General features: G+C 34.8%; 10 protein-coding genes. 4 read left to right on the forward strand and 6 right to left on the reverse strand.

Annotation, left to right across the window (positions count from 1 at the left end):
• The first annotated feature begins 124 nt into the window (after positions 1–124).
• A complete protein-coding gene (locus tag DSM106972_RS00925) occupies positions 125–820 on the forward strand; it encodes a Crp/Fnr family transcriptional regulator (RefSeq protein ID WP_127079073.1) in 696 nt (231 codons plus the stop codon).
• Between the two features lie 57 nt (positions 821–877).
• Here DSM106972_RS00925 and DSM106972_RS00930 read toward each other — a convergent pair whose 3' ends face one another.
• The 4 genes from DSM106972_RS00930 to DSM106972_RS00940 all read right to left on the reverse strand — a co-directional run bounded on the left by DSM106972_RS00930 (position 878) and on the right by DSM106972_RS00940 (position 3,954).
• On the reverse strand, positions 878–1,207 hold the full coding sequence (locus DSM106972_RS00930) for a cupin domain-containing protein (RefSeq protein ID WP_127077976.1): 330 nt from the start codon (positions 1,205–1,207) through the stop codon (positions 878–880).
• 270 nt (positions 1,208–1,477) lie between these two features.
• A complete protein-coding gene (locus DSM106972_RS54700; protein ID WP_267901035.1) occupies positions 1,478–1,600 on the reverse strand; it encodes a hypothetical protein in 123 nt (40 codons plus the stop codon).
• 81 nt (positions 1,601–1,681) lie between these two features.
• Positions 1,682–2,650: an SGNH/GDSL hydrolase family protein gene (locus tag DSM106972_RS00935; RefSeq protein ID WP_127077978.1), complete on the reverse strand. Its 969-nt coding sequence runs from the start codon at positions 2,648–2,650 to the stop codon at positions 1,682–1,684.
• A gap of 344 nt (positions 2,651–2,994) precedes the next feature.
• Entirely contained in the window at positions 2,995–3,954 is a 960-nt protein-coding gene (locus DSM106972_RS00940; RefSeq protein WP_127077980.1) for a hypothetical protein, read from the reverse strand.
• 137 nt (positions 3,955–4,091) lie between these two features.
• Here DSM106972_RS00940 and DSM106972_RS00945 point away from each other — a divergent pair, with 137 nt between their 5' ends.
• Positions 4,092–6,479 (forward strand): two-partner secretion domain-containing protein, encoded by a 2,388-nt coding sequence (locus DSM106972_RS00945; RefSeq protein WP_127077982.1) that lies wholly within the window; start codon positions 4,092–4,094, stop codon positions 6,477–6,479.
• Between the two features lie 19 nt (positions 6,480–6,498).
• Here the strand turns inward: DSM106972_RS00945 and DSM106972_RS00950 are convergent, their stop codons facing one another.
• Together DSM106972_RS00950 and DSM106972_RS00955 are read right to left on the reverse strand one after the other, a co-directional pair.
• Positions 6,499–10,965 (reverse strand): nSTAND1 domain-containing NTPase, encoded by a 4,467-nt coding sequence (locus tag DSM106972_RS00950; protein WP_127077984.1) that lies wholly within the window; start codon positions 10,963–10,965, stop codon positions 6,499–6,501.
• Between the two features lie 3 nt (positions 10,966–10,968).
• On the reverse strand, positions 10,969–11,724 hold the full coding sequence (locus DSM106972_RS00955) for a pentapeptide repeat-containing protein (protein ID WP_158632742.1): 756 nt from the start codon (positions 11,722–11,724) through the stop codon (positions 10,969–10,971).
• A gap of 465 nt (positions 11,725–12,189) precedes the next feature.
• On the opposite strand from DSM106972_RS00955, the gene DSM106972_RS00960 reads away from it, so the two are divergent.
• Together DSM106972_RS00960 and DSM106972_RS00965 are read left to right on the forward strand one after the other, a co-directional pair.
• Positions 12,190–18,138: a hybrid sensor histidine kinase/response regulator gene (locus tag DSM106972_RS00960; protein WP_127077988.1), complete on the forward strand. Its 5,949-nt coding sequence runs from the start codon at positions 12,190–12,192 to the stop codon at positions 18,136–18,138.
• A gap of 29 nt (positions 18,139–18,167) precedes the next feature.
• Positions 18,168–19,334: a response regulator gene (locus DSM106972_RS00965; RefSeq protein ID WP_127077990.1), complete on the forward strand. Its 1,167-nt coding sequence runs from the start codon at positions 18,168–18,170 to the stop codon at positions 19,332–19,334.
• The last annotated feature ends 92 nt before the right edge of the window (positions 19,335–19,426 follow it).

The raw sequence follows: 19,426 nt of genomic DNA on the forward strand, positions 1-19,426 counted from the left end.
CCTGTAGATGGATATTTTATTACTCCCGCAGTTTGCCCATTATAAACTGTTTATGGATAATATTTTTGAGGTGGCTTAGTTTTAAGAGGAAACCTAAAAGAAAACTGTTTTGAACAAGTTTATTATGTTAGCTACTGTAGAACAACTCATCAAGATTCACATTTTTGCGCTTATAAAACCAGAAGAGTTAGAGCAATTAGTACAGCATTCTCAAGTACTAAAGTACCTACGTGAAGAAATTATTTTTCATGAAGGTGACTCTTTGCCAGCAAAACTGTATGCACTTGCATCGGGAAGAATTCATATCAAAAAAACTTCTGCCACAGGTAAAGAAACTATATTAAGAATTTTGTACACAGGGGATATATTCGCCGTACATGTGCTAATAGGTGATGGGATTGCACCAGCAACGGTAGTTTGTGAACAAGATTGTGAAATTCTCACAATTGAGCGGACAGCATTATTAGAGGCAATTCGACAAACTCCAGAAATTGCCCTACAGATTATGTCTGTTTTAAATCAACGTATTCAATTACTTCATAATACTATACACGGGTTGGTTTCCGAACGCGCGATAGTTAGGTTAGCAAGGTTTATTCAGTGTGCGATGTTACAGTATGGAACTGAAATATCCAAAGAAGGGCAAAATTTAAAAGTGAATCTTTCTTACTATCAAATATCTCGGAGTATTGGCATTACCTACGAAGAATGTGTCCGTTTGATAGGAAGTATAAAATCTGTTATTAATTATCGTCGAGGTGGAAAAATTACTATTTTAGATGTGAAAGCGCTGGATGAAATAGCTTTCTCGTTCAAGTAAATGTAAGCCTGCTTGATAATTTCTAGAGAATTCGTTTGCATTTTTTCGCTTTATATTTTAAGAATTTTCAGAAAATATCAACAAGAAAGCAAGATTTTCTTCTGATTTCAAAGCATGTCGCGTTCCTGATGGCATTGATACAAACACACCTGGTTCTAAAATAACTGGTTCACCTTTTAATACAAGAGTACCTTTTCCTGATATGACTGTAATAATTGCGTTACGATTTGTGCTGTGTTCAGCCATATTTATGCCTGTAGCAATGCAAATTAAGTTGTGCTGGCTGTTGTTATCTTTGAATAGAACTTTGCTGAAAACTTGATTGCTCGGATATTCACATTGGTCTTGTAATTGAGTATACCAAGCGTTGCTTTCTTTTAATGACATGATGTTTCCCCTTTTTAGTAGGTTGGGTGGTATGTACTGACTGTTGAGTTGTTATGCTTCTATTTTGCTCAAGTCTTCGATTTTCTTCTCTGAGGTAGCTCAAGTTTTGTAAAGAAATTGGGAAACCTCTATTGGAGAATGGGTACAAACCAGATTATGCAGCAAGCAAATACGTTATTTACAAAATTTTACTAGTAGTCCGTGTCATTAGTTTTGGTGGGTAGGAATATTGGCAACGGATGATACAACGGATGTAACGGATAGGTAATTTTAGATAACAAAATCTATATTTTTGACGAATAACTCATCCGTTACATCCGTTACATCCGTTGCAAACCAACCAAAACTAATGACACGGACTACTAGCTGCTTGAGTGAGGTGCCGAATTTCATTATTTTTTAACTATTGCCTTACCTTTTTGTTGGAAATTGGCTGTGAAATATGAGCTAGCTCAAAGAAGTATTTAAAGAAATTTAGCTTTCGACCAAAGATAATTCTTTGACTGGCGCCAGTACTTTGAGTGCTATTTTAGCTAACATGAGATGAGCTGCTGTTGTTGGGTGTATTTCATCCCAAAAGAAAAATGTTTCGCTGCAACCTTGAAATTTTTCGTATTGTGCAAGTGCAGAGTCTTTCACATTTGTAAAGCCAAACTCTTTAGGGTTACTAAAAACTTGATTAAACAGCGAATAAACATCGATTGACATTATTCTGATGCTTTCACAAAACGATTGCCTTAAAGCTTCTAAAGAATTTTCTAATGTCGAATTATGTAATTTAGTTAAATTTGTCAGGAGGACGGATTTTTGACTATCATTACGAATGGCTGGCAGAAGACCTAAATCAGGTAAATTTAATATCATTATATTCTTAGCGCCTTCATCTACAAGTGATTGAACTGCATTTGATAAATTTTTGGTTGATATAGTAAGGTCAGTAATACTACCACTTAGATAATCATTGGCGCCAGCCCAAATAATATAAAGCGATTGACTATCTGGCTGATAATTTTCTGCCTTAAATTTATCGATTTGCTGTTGTAGTCCTAGTAAACCAATAGAATTATTCGGAACTAATGTATTAGTGTTGCCAGTATTGGCGCCACCTACAGCAAAATTAGTACATCGGTCGTGATTTATTCCTAATAGTTCTGCAAGATATTCTACCCATACCCGACCGTTGGAAAAGCGGCCACAAAAATAGGGAGGTGTTGCTGGTATGGGTTGCCCTAAAGCTAATGAAGTCACATCGAAAGAATTCCCAACATCACAGAGACTATCGCCAAATACATAAATCTTATTTAGATTATAAAGTTTTTTATTAAATTCAGCGTCACGTTGAATATTTGATAAACTTGGGAGGTCTATCGATTGAGAAATATTTACTAAGTCGAGATTAATATGTCGATATTTGTTAACAACATCATATAAATTAACAATCATGATTTTACTCCTTATTTTAGATATAGCAGTTTGTGTTTACATGGATATATTTTTTAAAATTCCTGCACGGATTGCTATATATTAATAGATGTAAGCAAAATCAACTTATGCAATACTGTGATTAAAACCATCGCCTAAAACTAGATTCCCGACTTATTTAATAAATCGGGAATATATAACAAAATGTCAAAATGATGTTGCCTAAATTTCTACCAGTTTGGATATTTGTAGGTTGGGTGTAGGCTTTGCGGAACCCAACTCGCGTCCTGAAAACGTTGGGTTCCGTTCCTCCACCCAACCTACGAATTGTTCGATTTTTGAGCTATCCCTTGCAGTATTACCAGTTAGGTCGTTTCTTGTGGTCTACCTGTAACAGTGCTAGAACGAGGAATATTAATATTAGATGAACCAGATTCAACGTCTATTTTTACAGTTAAAGAATCTAAAACATCTGCTAACTTATAATCAATTCCATAAGGTGTAGGAATTGGTTCCGTTAGTAAAGACTTAACTAGATTTTTATTCAAAATCTCCCAAAAATCAGTTTCGTTGGGATAATTAACCAAGAAATTTTTAACATAATTAGAGATAGGCACAAAATCTGGGTACTGTAAAGGGTCTGGAACTCCAATTCCATCAATATAGTCATAGCTAACGTCAATATCGATTACCGCTTTTCCTTGATGCTCAATTGCATAATCATCGATTTTAAAAGACCAACTTTCATCAAAATCTATAGTTTTAGGTGTCGGTGATATTACACTCTCTGCATCTTTAATCGTAGCAATAACAAAACTGTTCTTTGTGTCAATAGTATAGCTGTTTTTGTTATCGACAAGGCTAAACACAACAGTCTCCGAACCTTCTGCAACATTATCTTCATATGCTCCAACCGCAAAGGAAGCATTTTCAGCACCTTCTGCAATACCAACTAGGAAAAAAGCACTACCATTTTCTACGGCAAATGATATATCTTTAATATTGCTACTTTGTGACTCAAAACCTACAGCAGATGCATCATCCTCACCACCATCAGTGTCACCCACCAAAAATTTAAGTTGCAAACCTCCTTTTGGTGCAGGTTCACTAAGATTAAATGAATATACCAATGGTATTCCACTTCCTTCAACAACTGTCGCTGGTGAGAGCGTCACACCAACCTGCGGTTTTCTGTCAATTATTTCACTGCTACGATAGAATTTACAACTTAACTCTTCAAATGGTACTCTTTGACTCGAAATAAGATTAGAATTGCTGTTGTAAAGAGATTCTGCGATAACATTTGCGTTCTGCTGATTAAACATAAACTCTTAACCTTATTAATGACCACATTTGGATATTATTTTGCTCAATATTATAGGCGCCAATCTTGCTAAAACGTACTCGACTTTAGTATAGGATGGCATTATAAAAATTGTTGCAAAATAGTTCTACTTTGTATATGGGGGCGAAATTATTAATTTATGCACTCCAACCAACAATCGATACTTTTATTACTGCAACTATGATGAAACATTTGTTCTGGGCATTCGTAATTGGTATTAATGGTACAATAGTTTTTACTGGATATTCGGCTGTAGCCCAAATTACACCGGATAGCACTTTACCCAATAACTCTAATGTCAAATTAGAAAATAATACCTTAAATATTACAGGTGGCACACAAGCAGGCGCCAATTTATTCCACAGCTTTCAAGAGTTTTCTGTTACAACAGGCAATACGGCTCATTTTCAAAATAACCCAGACATTCAAAATATTATCAGTCGGGTAACAGGTAGTAATATCTCTAATATAAATGGTTTAATCAAAGCGAACGGTGCAGCAAACCTATTCTTAATTAATCATAAAGGAATTATATTTGGTGAGAATGCAAAACTAGAAATTGGCGGTTCTTTTACTGCCACCGCAGCTAGTGGTGTTAAATTTGGCGACTCGTTAGAATTTAGTGCTAAAAACCCGTTGGCGACACCGTTACTTAGTGTTAATGTACCAATAGGATTACAATATGGAAGTAATCCAGGCGATATTGAAGTCAAATTAGCGAATTTACAAGTAAATCCTGGTAAAACTCTAACACTAACTGGCGCTTCGGTTAATATCAATGGTGGAAAATTGCTGGCGCCGTCTGGACGTGTCGAGTTAGGAGATACGGCGGCACAAACAAATGTATTGCTAAGTAATTTTGCAGAAGTGAACGTACTTGGAGATAATGGAGGTAGTATTGCTATTAATGCTCGTTCTGTGGAATTAGCAGGGCAAAGTACTCTTCAAGCTGGTATAGGACAAGGGTTAGGGTCTGTTGACAGTAAAGCATTCAATATTGATATTAATGCAATTAAAGATGTTTATTTAAAAGACGGAAGTAGAGTTCGCAACACTGTGGAACCCGACGCAACGGGACAAGCTGGTGATATAAACATTAATACTGGTGGTTCGCTTTATGTAAAAAGCGCCGCCTTAATAAGTGCCAGTATTTATGGAAAAGGTTTGGCTGGCAACATTAGAATAAATGCTCTTGGTACTGTTTCATTTGATGGAGGGAATAATACATCTGCGACTACAGTGGGAAGCGGTATTAATCTTGAAGGTATAGGCTCAGGAGGTGATACAAACATTACTGCTGATTCATTCTCTGTTACTAATGGCGCCGCATTAACTTCTTTTGCTTTAGGTTCCGGCAATGCTGGCAATATTACTATTAACGCCAAAAATGATGTTTTGTTGAGTAATGTTGCCAGAAGAGAAAGATTTTCAAACGCAAGTGGAATTTATACCAGTATTGCTTCACCTACTTCTGTTGGTAATGGGGGTGATATTAACATCAGAGCGGCTAGCCTCGAAGTTAGCAAAGGCGCCCGCTTATCTGCAAGAACATTCGGTCAGGGGGATGCTGGAAATATTAATATCAATGTTCGCAAGGGCATTTTATTTGATGGAGTTGGTCTTCGAGGACCGAGTGGCGCCTTTACTAGCGTCGAACCTACAGGTATAGGTAATGCTGGTAATGTAAATATTACATCTCAAACGCTAAGAGTTATGAATGGCGCCCAATTGTTTAGCAGTAGTAAAGGTAAAGGAGCAGCAGGAAATTTAGGCATAAATGCTGACTTTATTCGTTTAGATAATCAAGGAGCGATTACATCTGACACCGTTGGTGGTCGCGGTAATATTGATTTGAATGCAAAGGATTTAATATTGCATCGAAATAGTAATATTACTACTAATGCCACAGGAAGTAATAATATCGGTGGTAATATTAAAATTAATACAATTAATCTAGTTGGTATTCCTGAAGATAATAGCGATATTAGCGCTAATTCTATAGATTTTCGCGGTGGAAATGTGACTATTAATACTACAGGGTTATTTGGACTACAATTCCGTGATGCACCCACTAATATGAGCGATATCACTGCGAGTGGCGCCAATTCTCAGTTGAATGGTACTGTACGAATTAATCGACCAGAAGTAGACCCAACATCCGGGTTAATTGAATTACCTGTTAATATTGTTGACCATAGTTACCTAATTGCTCAAAGTTGTCCCGTTAAACGAGGTAATACATTTATAATTACTGGACGTGGGGGTTTACCAGTCTCACCGAATGCAATGCTTCGCAATAATCAAACAGCAAGTATTGATTGGGTGACAACTAATGACTTAGTATCGAATCAGAAAGATACTAATTATAAAGAGCAATTAATAAAACCTGAAATTAGCGAAGCTGATAATTGGGTAATTAGCAATTCTGGTGAAGTAATGTTAATTGCTTCTGCATCAAAAGACATACATGGGCATTTCATCAGTTCCGCAGTTTGTCCGTTATAAATTAGTATTTTTGTATGGTTTATTTTACTCTATTAATATTGTCGCATAAATGCTGGTCATGAATTCTGACATTAGAATTATATTGCAAATAACCACCTGCCCAATTACAACCCAGTTTAATTAGCTCATTTAAATCTAAATTCTCGCTAGCTGCGATAAAATTATTATTGTCTGGAACTTTCCACAGCATTACTTTTTCATCTGCACTACCAGAAGCTAAAGTTTTGCCATCTGGACTAAAAGTAACGCTCAATATATCTTCGATATGTTCTGTGAATGTTTTTATATCTTTACCCAAGAGAATATCCCAAATTTTAATTGTTTTGTCAGCACTACTAGATGCTAAAAGTTTGCCGTTAGGGCTAAAACTGAGGCTATTAATTTTACCACTATGTCCTTTTAAAGTTTTAATTAGTTTGCCTTCTTCGACATCCCAAAGCTTAATAATATTGTTAAAGCTACCTGATGCTAAAGTTTTACCATCAGGACTAAAGCTAACAGTATTAACTTTACTATTATGCCCTTGTAAGGTTTTAACTAGCTTACCTGTTATAATATCCCAAATTTTAATAGTATTGTCAAAACTACCAGATGCTAAAAGTTTATCATCGGGGCTAAAACTAACACCACTAAAACCGTCACTTTCTTGAAAAATACGAATTAATTTATCTGTTTCTAAATCCCAAATTTGAACAGTATGATTAAGAGTCGCAAAAGCGATTTTTTTGTCATCGAAACTAAAAATAATATTGTTAATCCAAGTATTATTATCAATAAATTTAGAATCAATTTCTTGACCAGTGGAAGCATCCCAGAGTTGAATGAAGCCATCTGCACTACTAGAAGCTAATATTTTACCATTATGGCTATAACTGATGCTATTAATTTTTCTTTGGCGCGAATCGCTATTATTGCCTTCAACTGTATAAATAGTACGTTCTTCTTTACCTGTAGCAATATCCCAAATTTTGATAGTACTATCGAGACTGCCAGAAGCTAATTTAGTTTCATTTTTGGGGTTAAAACTAACACTACTAACCCAATCGCTATGTCCTGTAAAAGTTGTATTTTCTTCAATTCTACTAGCATCCCAAATTTTGATTGAACCATCGGCAGCAGCAGAAGCTAAGATTTTGTCATCTGGACTAAAGCTGACATCTAAAATCCAATCACGATGTCCAGTCACAGTAGTAATTTTTTTACCTGTAGCAACATCCCATAGTTTAATTGTATTATCGAAATTGCCAGAGACTAACTTAGTACCATCTTTGTTAAAGCTAACGCTGTTGACACTATATTCATGTCTATTAAGGATACGACTTTCACGAGTATTAGCGTTCCAAAGTTTGGCAGTGTCACTTGCATTCCAAAGTCTGATGGTTCCATCTGCACTACCGGAAGCTAAAATTTTGCCATCTCGACTAAAACTAACACTGTGAACAAAGTAGTTATCTTTACTGAGAATGGAATTATTGTGTGTGTCAATATTCCATATTCTAACAGTACCATCTGTACTACCGGAGGCTAAAGTTTTCCCATCCGAATTAAAACTGATGCTGTAAACCTTGCCATTATGTCCTTTGAACGTGTTAATTTCTTCACCCGTAGCAGCATTCCAAAGTCTTATTGTACCATCGGCGCCACCGGAGGCTAAGATTGTACCATCTAAATTAAAACTAACACTGTAAACTTTGCCACTATGTCCTTTTAACGTGTTAATTTCTTCACCCGTAGTAACATTCCAAAGTTTAATTGTACTATCGGCGCTACCTGAAGCTAGAGTTGTACCATCCGAACTAAAACTAACGCTATATACTCTACCACTATGCTTTGTTAAGGTATTAATTTCTTCACCCGTAGTAACATTCCAAAGTTTAATTGTACCATCGGCGCCACCAGAGGCTAAAATTTTACCATCCAAATTGAAACTAGCACTGTAAACTGAACCGATATGTTTTTCCAGTCTATTGCGTTCTTTTGCCCCATATACAGTTCTTCGCAATACTGATACAGTCTCATCCTTCATTGGGGTATCTAGCTTTAATTTTTGCAGTGGTATTGCTGCTCGTAAACCTTCTACAAGTGCATCAAATTTTTGCCCTTCTCTGAAAAGAGCATCTGAATAACGAGTCAGAGCAACGCTTTGGTTTAACTGAAATCTTTCTGCTTGCGTGTTTTTTTCCTTTTCGGAAACAAACAATAAAGATAATAAAAATAAAATTAAAAGTAAACTTATAATTAAAATTCTTAGAGCCGTAAAACGCTGTTGCCTGATTTTATCTCTCTTTTGTTCTTCGCTAACTTGATTTGCCTTACTTTCTTGAATAAACTCTTTCTCTTCTGCTGTTAACTGCAAAAGATACCCGAAATTTTCAATAATTTTTTCAGCTTCTTTTAATTTTTCTCCGGTATATAAAAAACTTTCAATATTTTGATTCCCTGATTTTTTTTCAATTTTACACTTTTTTGTATCCAATTCAATCGCAGCTTTGAAGGGGCGGTAAACACGTTTTTTATCTAGCAATTCACGTAAAGTTTTCCAGTGAATAATTAAAATTTCATGAGCTAAAGTAACTACTTCGTATTTGAAACCATCATTCTGTATTTCTTCGCTAATAATTATTATATTATTACTTGTTAAATGATTAATTACTGCTCTGATTTCATTTAAAGAATACTGTGCTGATTCTGCTAAATTTGTTATGTAAACTCTGATACGTGTACTTCCTGTGCCATTTCCTATTTCTATTAAATTTACTAAAATGTAATTTGCAATCTCTGTCTTTCGCTTATCTAAGCTGTTATAGACGTGTTCAAGATGTTTTTCTAGTAATGCTTCTAAAAATCCTCGATTATCGACCAACTGTTTTTTTATTTCATTTTTAATTTCCTCATATAACGAATATGTTAATGTTAATTCTTGATGATTTCGCCGCTTCCAAAGTTCTGTTAAAGAATTTTGTAGTAAAGGTAAACTTCCTGATACTTCTCTTGCATCTGTAATTAATTGTCTTTTTAAAGCATCATCTACTTTAACACCTACTTTTTTGGCAGGTTGAACAATTACTTCTTCTAAATCCTCCTCACTCATCGGTGTTACAGCTACTAGATGTTGCTGAATTTTCCTAGCAAGTCCAAAATATTCCTCTTCGGCACACTTACCAAAAAAATCTGCTCGTATTGCTAATACTAAGCAAAATTTCTCACCCAAGTCATTTAAATCTTTTAACAAGCATTGAATAAACTTATATTGTTCAGAATCTTTAGCCAAAGGTTCATCAGGATTATCACGCAAAGAAAAAACTTCCTCAAACTGATCCACTATTAACACCACTCCCTCTACGTTAGTGCTAATAACTTTATTTATCAGTTGTTTTAAGCCTTGATCTTCTTGATTTAATAGTTCTCTAAACTCTTTAAAGCGAATATTCTGTTCATCCTCTGGTAATTTTGTATCTACAAAGGCTCGTGCTAAGTTATTAAGTGGCTCCTTACCAGGTTGAAAAACTTGAGGAATATACCAATTTTCACTGCCTGATATTCGTAGTCCTTGTTGCAGCTGATAAACTATACCAGCCCTAATAATACTTGATTTTCCACTTCCTGATGCTCCTAGTAATGCTAAGAAATTATTTTTATTTACTTTTTCTAGTAACTCGTCAGTTAGAGTATTGCGTCCGTAGAAATATTCAGCATCTGCTTCAGTATAATTAAAATAAGCTAAACCTTTGTAAGGGCTATCACTTGGTTCTGACTTGTTTTCTAGCGTGTACTTATCTTCTCCCGGTATAAGATAAATAGTCTTACCAAAAGAGATACGTTTAAAATCTCCACATGTATTTAACTGCTTTTCATATTCTTTCAATTGTTTCACTAATCTTTTATTATCAATACTTTCTTTACTCTTAGGTTTAAGTATATTAAGTATTGCAGCAGTTAATTCAGTACATTTCCTTAATTTAGTATTTTTATGGTATTTGTCTCTAAAAGATTTACTATGGCTATGGAACGAAACAATAAATAATCTATTTTTACCATTTTCATTTCCAGCAATAAATTTGTCTAAATCAAGTTGTTTTTTTTGATGATAGCAACAATCAAAAATAATGATTTGATTGGTGACTGGACTTTCTTTTAGTATTTGTTTTAACCATTGTAAAGATAATCCCAAATCGTCTTGAGAGGGATTAGATTCATTAGTCGTAAAAAAAAGTTCTGAAACTCCTTCGTTCTTAGCTAAAACATATCCAGAAAAATACAATATCACTGTATCTGCATGTTCGCCACTTGGCATTAAAAGATTGATAATCGCATTTTTAATTTGCTTTCGAGTTACATTTTCTAATCGCGTAACTTGAAATTGACACAGCGTTTTAAAGTTATTCTCTATAAATGTTGCATTGACAGCAGGTGCTTGAAGATTTTTAAAGCAATTGTACTTATTAATTCCAACTACTAAGGCTTTTCGCTTATTGTTAGATAACATTTTTTATTTCTCAGATGATAAATTAAGCAAATTTAAAAAAGATTCATCGTAGTTTGCAAGTTCCCAATTACGAGCTTTTTTTACTTGTTGAGAAGTTAGATTTTTTGCTCCCATTAATTTAGCGGAAATAAGGTCTGCATTGCTAAGGTCTGCATCGCTAAAATTTACACTACTGAGGTTGGCGCCTCTGAGGTCTGCATAGCTGAAATTTGCACCGCTTAAATTGGCGCCACTGAAATTTGTATTTACTAGCTTGGCATTTATTAGTTGAGCTTTGACTAATTGGGCATCGTTAAGGTCAGCATGGCTAAGGTTTGCATCACAAAGATTAGCACTCATTAGATTTGCACCAACTAAGATGGCGCCAGTTAAGTCCGCTCTATCAAGCTTCGCATCACTAAAGTCAGATTTACTAAGATTAGTCCCTTTTAAATTAGCTCGAACTAAGTCTGCTCCTTGTAATTGAACTCCTGTTAAGTCAGCATCAGTAGCAGTTAGACCAGCTAAACTTTCCCCATCTTCGTTTAAATTTTCTAGCGCTTTAACACGTCCACCACTTCCACCTTGACCCTGTGCAGAATTAATTAGTTGCCATGCTTCATAATGAGTACGCTTTTGCTGTTCGGGAATATTTAAAAGAAAAATAACCAAACCCACAATAATACTAAAAGATTCCAGCTTTTCAAATAAATAATTATTTTTAATAAGTCTTTCAATATCTTTTGGAAAATTGGTAAAGTTTAATAGGTGAATACACAAGATAATTACACATAGTACCAATAAAACTAATAGAAAAAATATTAAAATCCTAAGCAAAAATATCCTCTTTAACCGAAGCCAAAGCATTTTCGATGACAAAAGTGTTTTTTTATACTTTTTTGTTTTCAATATTCACACTCACTTACAACAATCTATAGTTTACTTTTCACTTTTCAAGTTATCCGTATTGAACACAATTAGTCAAGTATTAATTAAAACATAATATTCTTTTGAGTATTGTCTTTTATTTCCACATCTACCATTAGAATGAAATTTTGGCTGGTTGTAAGTGAGGCATAGGCACACCTACGCGGGAGTGCCAACTACCCAAAACTTTTGACATATCCGTTGCCAGTTTTTCTATCTACAAAAATTAATTACATCAATCCGGTAGTTATATAATCTAACAAGAACATATTGTTTTAAAATTCTTAATTTTAATCATAAAGGGCGAAATACAAAACCATGTTTTCTATTCCTGGGTATAAAATTAACGAACAGATTTACGCGCGTTCTAAAACTGTTGTTTATCGAGCCGAAAGGACAGTAGATAAAGAATTAGTTATTATCAAAACATTATCTGCATATTATCCCAATGTTAAGGATATTGCTCAAATTAAGCAAGAGTATATGGTAGTTAAAGATTTGAATAACGAAGGTGTTGTAAAGTGTATAAATTTGGTTGAATATAATCATGGAATCGCACTAATTTTAGAAGATTTTGGTGGTAAATCTCTCGAAGAGGTGATCAACTCTTGTAATATTGAGTTACCGTTGTTTTTACGCATTGGTATTCAACTTGTAGAAGCAATTGGCTATTTACATCAAAATCATATTATTCACAAAGATATTAAACCAGAAAATATTATTATAAATCTCGAAACAGAGATAGTAAAAATAACTGATTTTGGTATTGCAACATACCTAGAGAATGAAACCGACAAAGTTAATCATGTAAATGTTATTGAAGGAACCCTCGCTTATATTTCTCCTGAACAAACGGGTCGAATGAATCGTAATATCGATTATCGTACTGATTTTTACTCTCTGGGTATTACTTTTTATGAACTGCTGACTAAACAGTTACCGTACTCAACATCAGATTCAATCGAATTGATTCACTGCCATATTGCTAAAATACCACAGGCGCCTCATCAAGTTAATCCGAATGTGAGTCCCGTAATTTCTAACATAGTGATGAAATTAATTGCAAAAACTGCGGAAGAAAGGTATCAAAGCGCATGGGGTATAAAGGCAGATTTAGAAACTTGTTTACATCAGTTAACAAGCACTGGACATATTGATGACTTCCCCCTTGCTAAACAAGATTTCTCAGATAAATTTCAAATTCCCCAAAAACTCTATGGCAGAGAGAACGATATTGCGATTTTGATGGCTGCTTTTGAGCGAGTTAGTCAAGGTCAGACAGAGATAATGTTAGTAGCTGGTTATTCGGGAATTGGTAAATCAGCATTAGTATCAGAGGTTCACAAACCAATTATTCGTGAGCGCGGGTATTTCCTAACTGGAAAATTTGACCAATTTAAGCGTAATATCCCTTACAGTGTATTAATTCAGGCTTTTCAAGATTTGATACGGCAGCTATTAACAGAAGATGAATCGAGTTTAGCTGCAATTAAAGCTGAAATTTTAGAAGGGGTGGGTAATAGCGGACAAATCATTATTGACGTAATTCCCGAAGTTGAGTTGATTATTGGCAAACAGGCGCCTATATCAATTTTAGAGCCAACTGAGTCACGAAATCGATTTCATCATGTTTTTAAACAATTCATCCATGTTTTTACCAAAAAAGAGCATCCTTTAGTGATTTTCTTGGATGATTTACAATGGGCTGATACTGCTTCTCTGAGTTTATTAAAATTATTGGTAACTGACCCTGATAGTCAATATTTATTAATTATTGGAGCTTATCGCGATAACGAGGTCAATGCCACGCATCCGTTAATGGCGACTTTAAATGAAATTCGTCAATATAGCGAAAAGCTAGATACTATTACGCTTTATCCTTTGAACATTAATAATATTATTGAGTTAGTCGCTGATACTTTGCACGAATCGCGAGAAAAAGTTAAAACATTAGCCCAACTTTTAGAAGCTAAGACAAATGGTAATCCTTTCTTCTTAAATCAATTATTCAGTTCACTTTATCAAGAAAAACTTTTATCGTTTAACTTGGGTGTAACCAAAAGCGAATGGCAATGGGATATTGAACAAATTGAAGCTACCGACATAACTGATAATGTTGTCGATTTAATGATTGGTAAGATACAAAAACTAGATGCGAACACACAAAATATTTTAAAGCTAGCTGCCTGCATCGGTAATAAATTTGATTTTAGTACCTTAGCAATAGTGTACGCACAAACTTTTCGAGAAACGGCTGACTGTCTTTGGACTGCTTTCCAATCAGGTTTAATTTTACCTCTTAGTAATGCGTATAAAATACCTCTATTTGTCGATAATCTTGATAATTTAACTATATCTTACAAGTTTTTACACGACCGAGTACAGCAAGCTGCATATGCACTAATTCCAGATGTAAGTAAAAAAGAAGTGCATTTGCAAATTGGCAGACAGTTATTAAATAAAAGCCAGCAACATGAAATTGAAGAAAATATTTTTGAAATTGTTAACCACCTCAATATTGGCGCCGACTTAATTTTTAGCGAAGTCGAAAAATATCAACTCGTAAATCTAAATTTAATCGCTGGACAAAAGGCAAAGGCTTCTACAGCTTATTATGCCGCAGCTAAATATCTAAAAACTGCTCTGTCACTTTTGACACTAAATTCCTGGGATTGTCAGTACGAACTGACTTATTCAGTTTATTTGGCAGCGATAGAAGTTGAATACCTCAATACTAATTACTTAGACTCTAAAGCTTTAATTGATGTTGCCATAGCCAAATCAAAGACGGTATTACAAAAAGCAGCAATTTATAAGCAAAAAATTCATTTCTATACTAGCCAAAGTGACTTAACAACAGCTATTCACGCAGGTTTGGAAGCTTTAGAAATATTAGGCAACCCAATTCCAACTCAGTTAGAGCAATTACGTGCGGAGTTAAGCTTTGAAATCAAGCAAATAGCTGCATTAGTTGATTTACCATTCATGAATGATGCAATTAAAACAGCAGTTGTTGAGATTTTAGTTACTATCATACCACCTGTTTATTTCAGCAAGCCAGAATTATTAGTACCAGTTATTCTGTCCTTGGTTAATTTGTCAGTGAATTATGGAAATGCTGCTGAGTCGGCTTATGGTTATTGTTTATATGGTTTACTGTTGTGCGGAATGTATAATGATTTTGATTCGGGTTATGAATTTGGATGCTTATCTTTAAAAATCGTTGAAAAATTTCCGCAACACGCAATTAAATGTCAAGTTCATAAAGTATTTGCCAGTCACATTCAACCTTGGAAAGAACCTTTACGTAACTCTGCAAACAATTTTAGTGTAGCGATTCAATTAGGATTAGAAACAGGAAATTTTGAATATTTGAGCTATGGTAGTGCTGAATACTGCCTATATTTATTTTTTCAAGGTGAAAATTTAGAAGTTGTCAATCAAAAGTTTTACGAGTATGAAGAATTATTAGTAAATCTCAAACAAGAACTCGGCAGCTTTTATATTAAAATTGGGCGCCAAGCTGTTTTGAATCTTACAGGTAATACTAGTAACCCAAAAGTTTTGACAGGGGAAAGCTTTGACGAAGTAGCAATGTTGCCATTAATAGTTAAAGCTAACTACAAAATGCTAATATTTTGTTTTTACCTTTTCAAGCTAATTTTAGCTTATTTATTCCAAGACTATAAACAAGCTTTAGATAATGCAGTTAATTCGTTTGCACATCTTGATGGTGTAGTTGGAACTATTTTTGGTGCTGAGTATAATTTTTATTATTCTCTAGCGCTATTAGCTCAGTGTAGTAATATTAGTGAAGCTGAAAAACAGCAATCAATTAGCCAAGTAATTGCTAATCAAAAAATAATGCAAAATTGGGCTAACCATGCACCTAGTAATTATCAGCATAAATATGACTTGGTAGAAGCAGAAAAAGCACGGGTATTAGAAGAAATTTTGACAGCGATGAATTTTTACGACAAAGCTATCCAAGGTGCTGCATTGCAAAAATATTTACACGAAGAAGCACTTGCCAGCGAATTAGCAGCAAAATTTTATTTGGCGATTAAAAAAGAAAAAGTTGCTTGGGCATATCTTACAGACGCTCATTACTATTATCTTCGTTGGGGAGCTAAGGCAAAAGTAAAGCAACTAGAATCTGAATATCCTAAGCTAGCGGAAAAAAGCAATGTTAGAACAAGTAAGGATACTACAAGTATAAAGACGACTAATTATAATTTAGACACTCTCGACTTACAAACTGTAATTAAAGCTTCTCAAACTCTATCTAGCGAAATAGAATTGACAAAATTGCTAGGTCGAATGATGAATATTGCCGTCGAAAATGCTGGCGCCCGTAATGGACTTTTCATTTTAGAGCAAGACGATAAACTATTGATAGAAGCATCTGTCAATGTCGATAAAAATGAAATAACTTTGCAGCAATCAATTCCTGTTGAAGCGAGTAATTTATTACCGTTGTCTGTAATTAATTATGTAGTGCGAACTAGAGAAAATGTACTTTTAACAAATGCATCTCAAAGTGGAATATTTACGAATGATACTTATATAAAGGGTAAACCATCACTTTCGATTCTCTGTATTCCTATTGTTAATCAAGGTAAATTTATTGGAATACTCTATCTAGAAAATAATTTAGCAGATGGCGCCTTTACACCAGACAGATTAGAAATTTTAAACCTTCTTTGCGCTCAAGTTGCAATTTCTCTAGAAAATGCCCTACTTCTAGAAAAACTTACAGTTGCAAAAACGCAGTTAGAAGATTACTCGCGAACATTAGAGATAAAAGTCGAAGAGCGCACCCAAGAGTTAAAACAAGCAAAAGAACTTGCCGATGTTGCAAATCAAGCTAAAAGCGAATTTGTATCAAATATGAGCCATGAATTGCGAACACCTCTAAATGGTATTCTTGGCTATGCTCACATCCTTAAGCAAAATGTTTCAATACTTAAAGACACAAGTTTAATTAATAAACAAATGGAGGGGCTAAATGTAATTGAAGAGTGTGGAAGCCATTTACTGACTCTGATTAATGATATTTTAGACATTTCTAAAATCGAAGCTGGAAAGATAGAGCTAGATTTAAACAATTTTGATTTTGCTGACTTGATACAAGGTATTGTTAATTTAATAAGGCTTCGCGCCGAACAAAAAGGTATTTCGTTTGTTTATCAGCCAAGCTATCCGTTACCGACAATTATCAGAACCGATGCCAAAAGATTACGACAAATTTTGATTAACTTATTGAGTAATGCCGTCAAGTTTACCGATAAAGGTAGCGTAATTTTTAAAGTTTGTATAATTAATGACCGAATTCGCTTTCAAGTTGAAGATACAGGTATTGGAATGGCGCCTGAACATATAGAAAAAATCTTTTTACCCTTCGAGCAAGTTAGCTCACAACGTCATGTGATTGAAGGTACAGGTTTAGGTTTAACTATCAGCCAAAAAATTGCCCAGCTAATGGGTGGCAATATCAACGTTAAAAGTACCCTAAATCAAGGTAGTGTTTTTTGGGTAGATTTAGATTTACCTCAAGTCGCAGAGGCAATTGCTCAAAATCAAAAAAACAAAAGTAATATCGTTGGTTATGAAGGTAAACAGCGTAAAATTTTGATAGTAGACGATAAATGGGCTAATCGTGGTGTTTTAGCCGGATTGCTTTCACCTCTTGGTTTTGATATAAACGAAGCTGAAAATGGTTTAGATTGTATCAATAGAGCTGTAGAATTTCAACCAGATTGTATTTTTATGGACTTAGTTATGCCTATCATGGATGGATTTGAGGCAACTCGGCGCCTGCGAAAGCACTCTGAAACGCAAAATACGGTTATAATAGCCACGTCTGCTAGTGTTTTTGATAACTCTAAGTCCCATAGTTACCAAGCTGGTTGTAATGATTTTCTAGCCAAACCAATAGATTCGGAGGCACTTTTTGAAGCATTGCAAATACATTTAGGGCTAGAATGGGTTTACCAGGAGCGCGAACAACAATCCTTACATTCTCATTCTCATTCTCATGTTAATGAATCGGTAACTATAGTACCCCCACCGATTGAAAAACTCACTGTTTTACTTGATTTGGCTACAAGAGGCAATGTTCCAGCGATTTTAGAGCAAGTTGCTTTAATTGAAAGTATGGAAGGAGATTTTATTCCTTTTACTACACTTGTACGTGGGTTTGCTAAAGGCTTTCAAGTCAAGAATATTCGAGATTTAGTTTTAAAATTTTTACCTACAAATCAATAATTTCAAATACGTTCCTAAAGGTTCATAAAATGGAGAAAGCTACAAAAGAAGTTATTTTGATTGCCGATGACTTACCAAATAATTTGGCAGTTTTGCAAGATTATTTAATCGAATCAGGATTTGAAGTTTTAGCTGCTCTTGATGGTGAAAGTGCAATTCAACAGGCAGAATATGCACAACCTGATTTAATTCTTCTTGATGTATTAATGCCTGGAATGACTGGGTTTGAAACTTGCCTTCATCTTAAGGCTAACCAAGCTACTCATAATATACCAATTATATTTGTTACATCTCTCGCTGATACCGAAGATAAAGTAAAGGGTTTTGAAGCAGGCGCCGTAGATTACATTACAAAGCCCATCAAAAAGCAAGAACTTTTAGCTCGCGTCAAAACACATCTTAACTTACAAAATTTACAAAAGCAACTGCAACTGCAAAATCAGCTTTTACAACAAGAAATAGGCGTTCGTCTTCAAGTTGAGGAAGCGCTCAAACAACGCACCGCTCAATTAGAAGCAGTTAACCAAGAATTAGATGCTTTTGGACATTCTGTGGCCCACGATTTACGTTCTTCAATTACTAGTATTAATGGGTTTAATTATTTTCTAGAAAAAGAATATTCTCAACTACTAAGTGATACTGGGCAACACTATACTCGTCGTGTGCGGCAAGCCACTATGCAGATGGAAGAACTCATAGAAGGTTTAATGCTTCTATCTCAAGTTAAAGGTAGCAAAATGTTATTTGAGGACGTTAACTTGAGTAAAATAGCTAGTGAAACTATAGCACAATTGCAGCAAGCACACCCAGAACGAAAAGTAGAATTTATCTATTCTGAAAATGTTTCTGCTTTTGGAGACACACGGTTATTAAGAATATTGTTAGAAAACTTACTCGGAAACTCTTGGAAGTATACTGCCAAAAACCCATTAGCTCGTATAGAATTTGGCGCCATGCAAAACGAGCAACAATCTCAAGAAATTTTTTTTGTGCGGGATAACGGAGCAGGTTTTAATATGGCTTATGCGAGTAAACTTTTCAGTGCTTTCCAACGTTTACATCACAAAAGCGATTTTCCTGGCTCTGGTATTGGACTTGCAACCGTCAAGCGAATTATTGACCGTCACAATGGACACATTTGGGCTGAAGCTGTTGAAAATAAAGGCGCCACCTTCTACTTTACCATCAGCCCGTAACCCCCAACTGCTGTACCAATGTTGGAACCTAGTACTACACCAAGGGAGGTAGGCGCCCTAACACAGAGGGATAGAAAACTAACGTAATTACA

The organism is Dulcicalothrix desertica PCC 7102, from assembly GCF_003991905.1.
GTDB classification, from domain to species: Bacteria; Cyanobacteriota; Cyanobacteriia; order Cyanobacteriales; family Nostocaceae; genus Dulcicalothrix; species Dulcicalothrix desertica.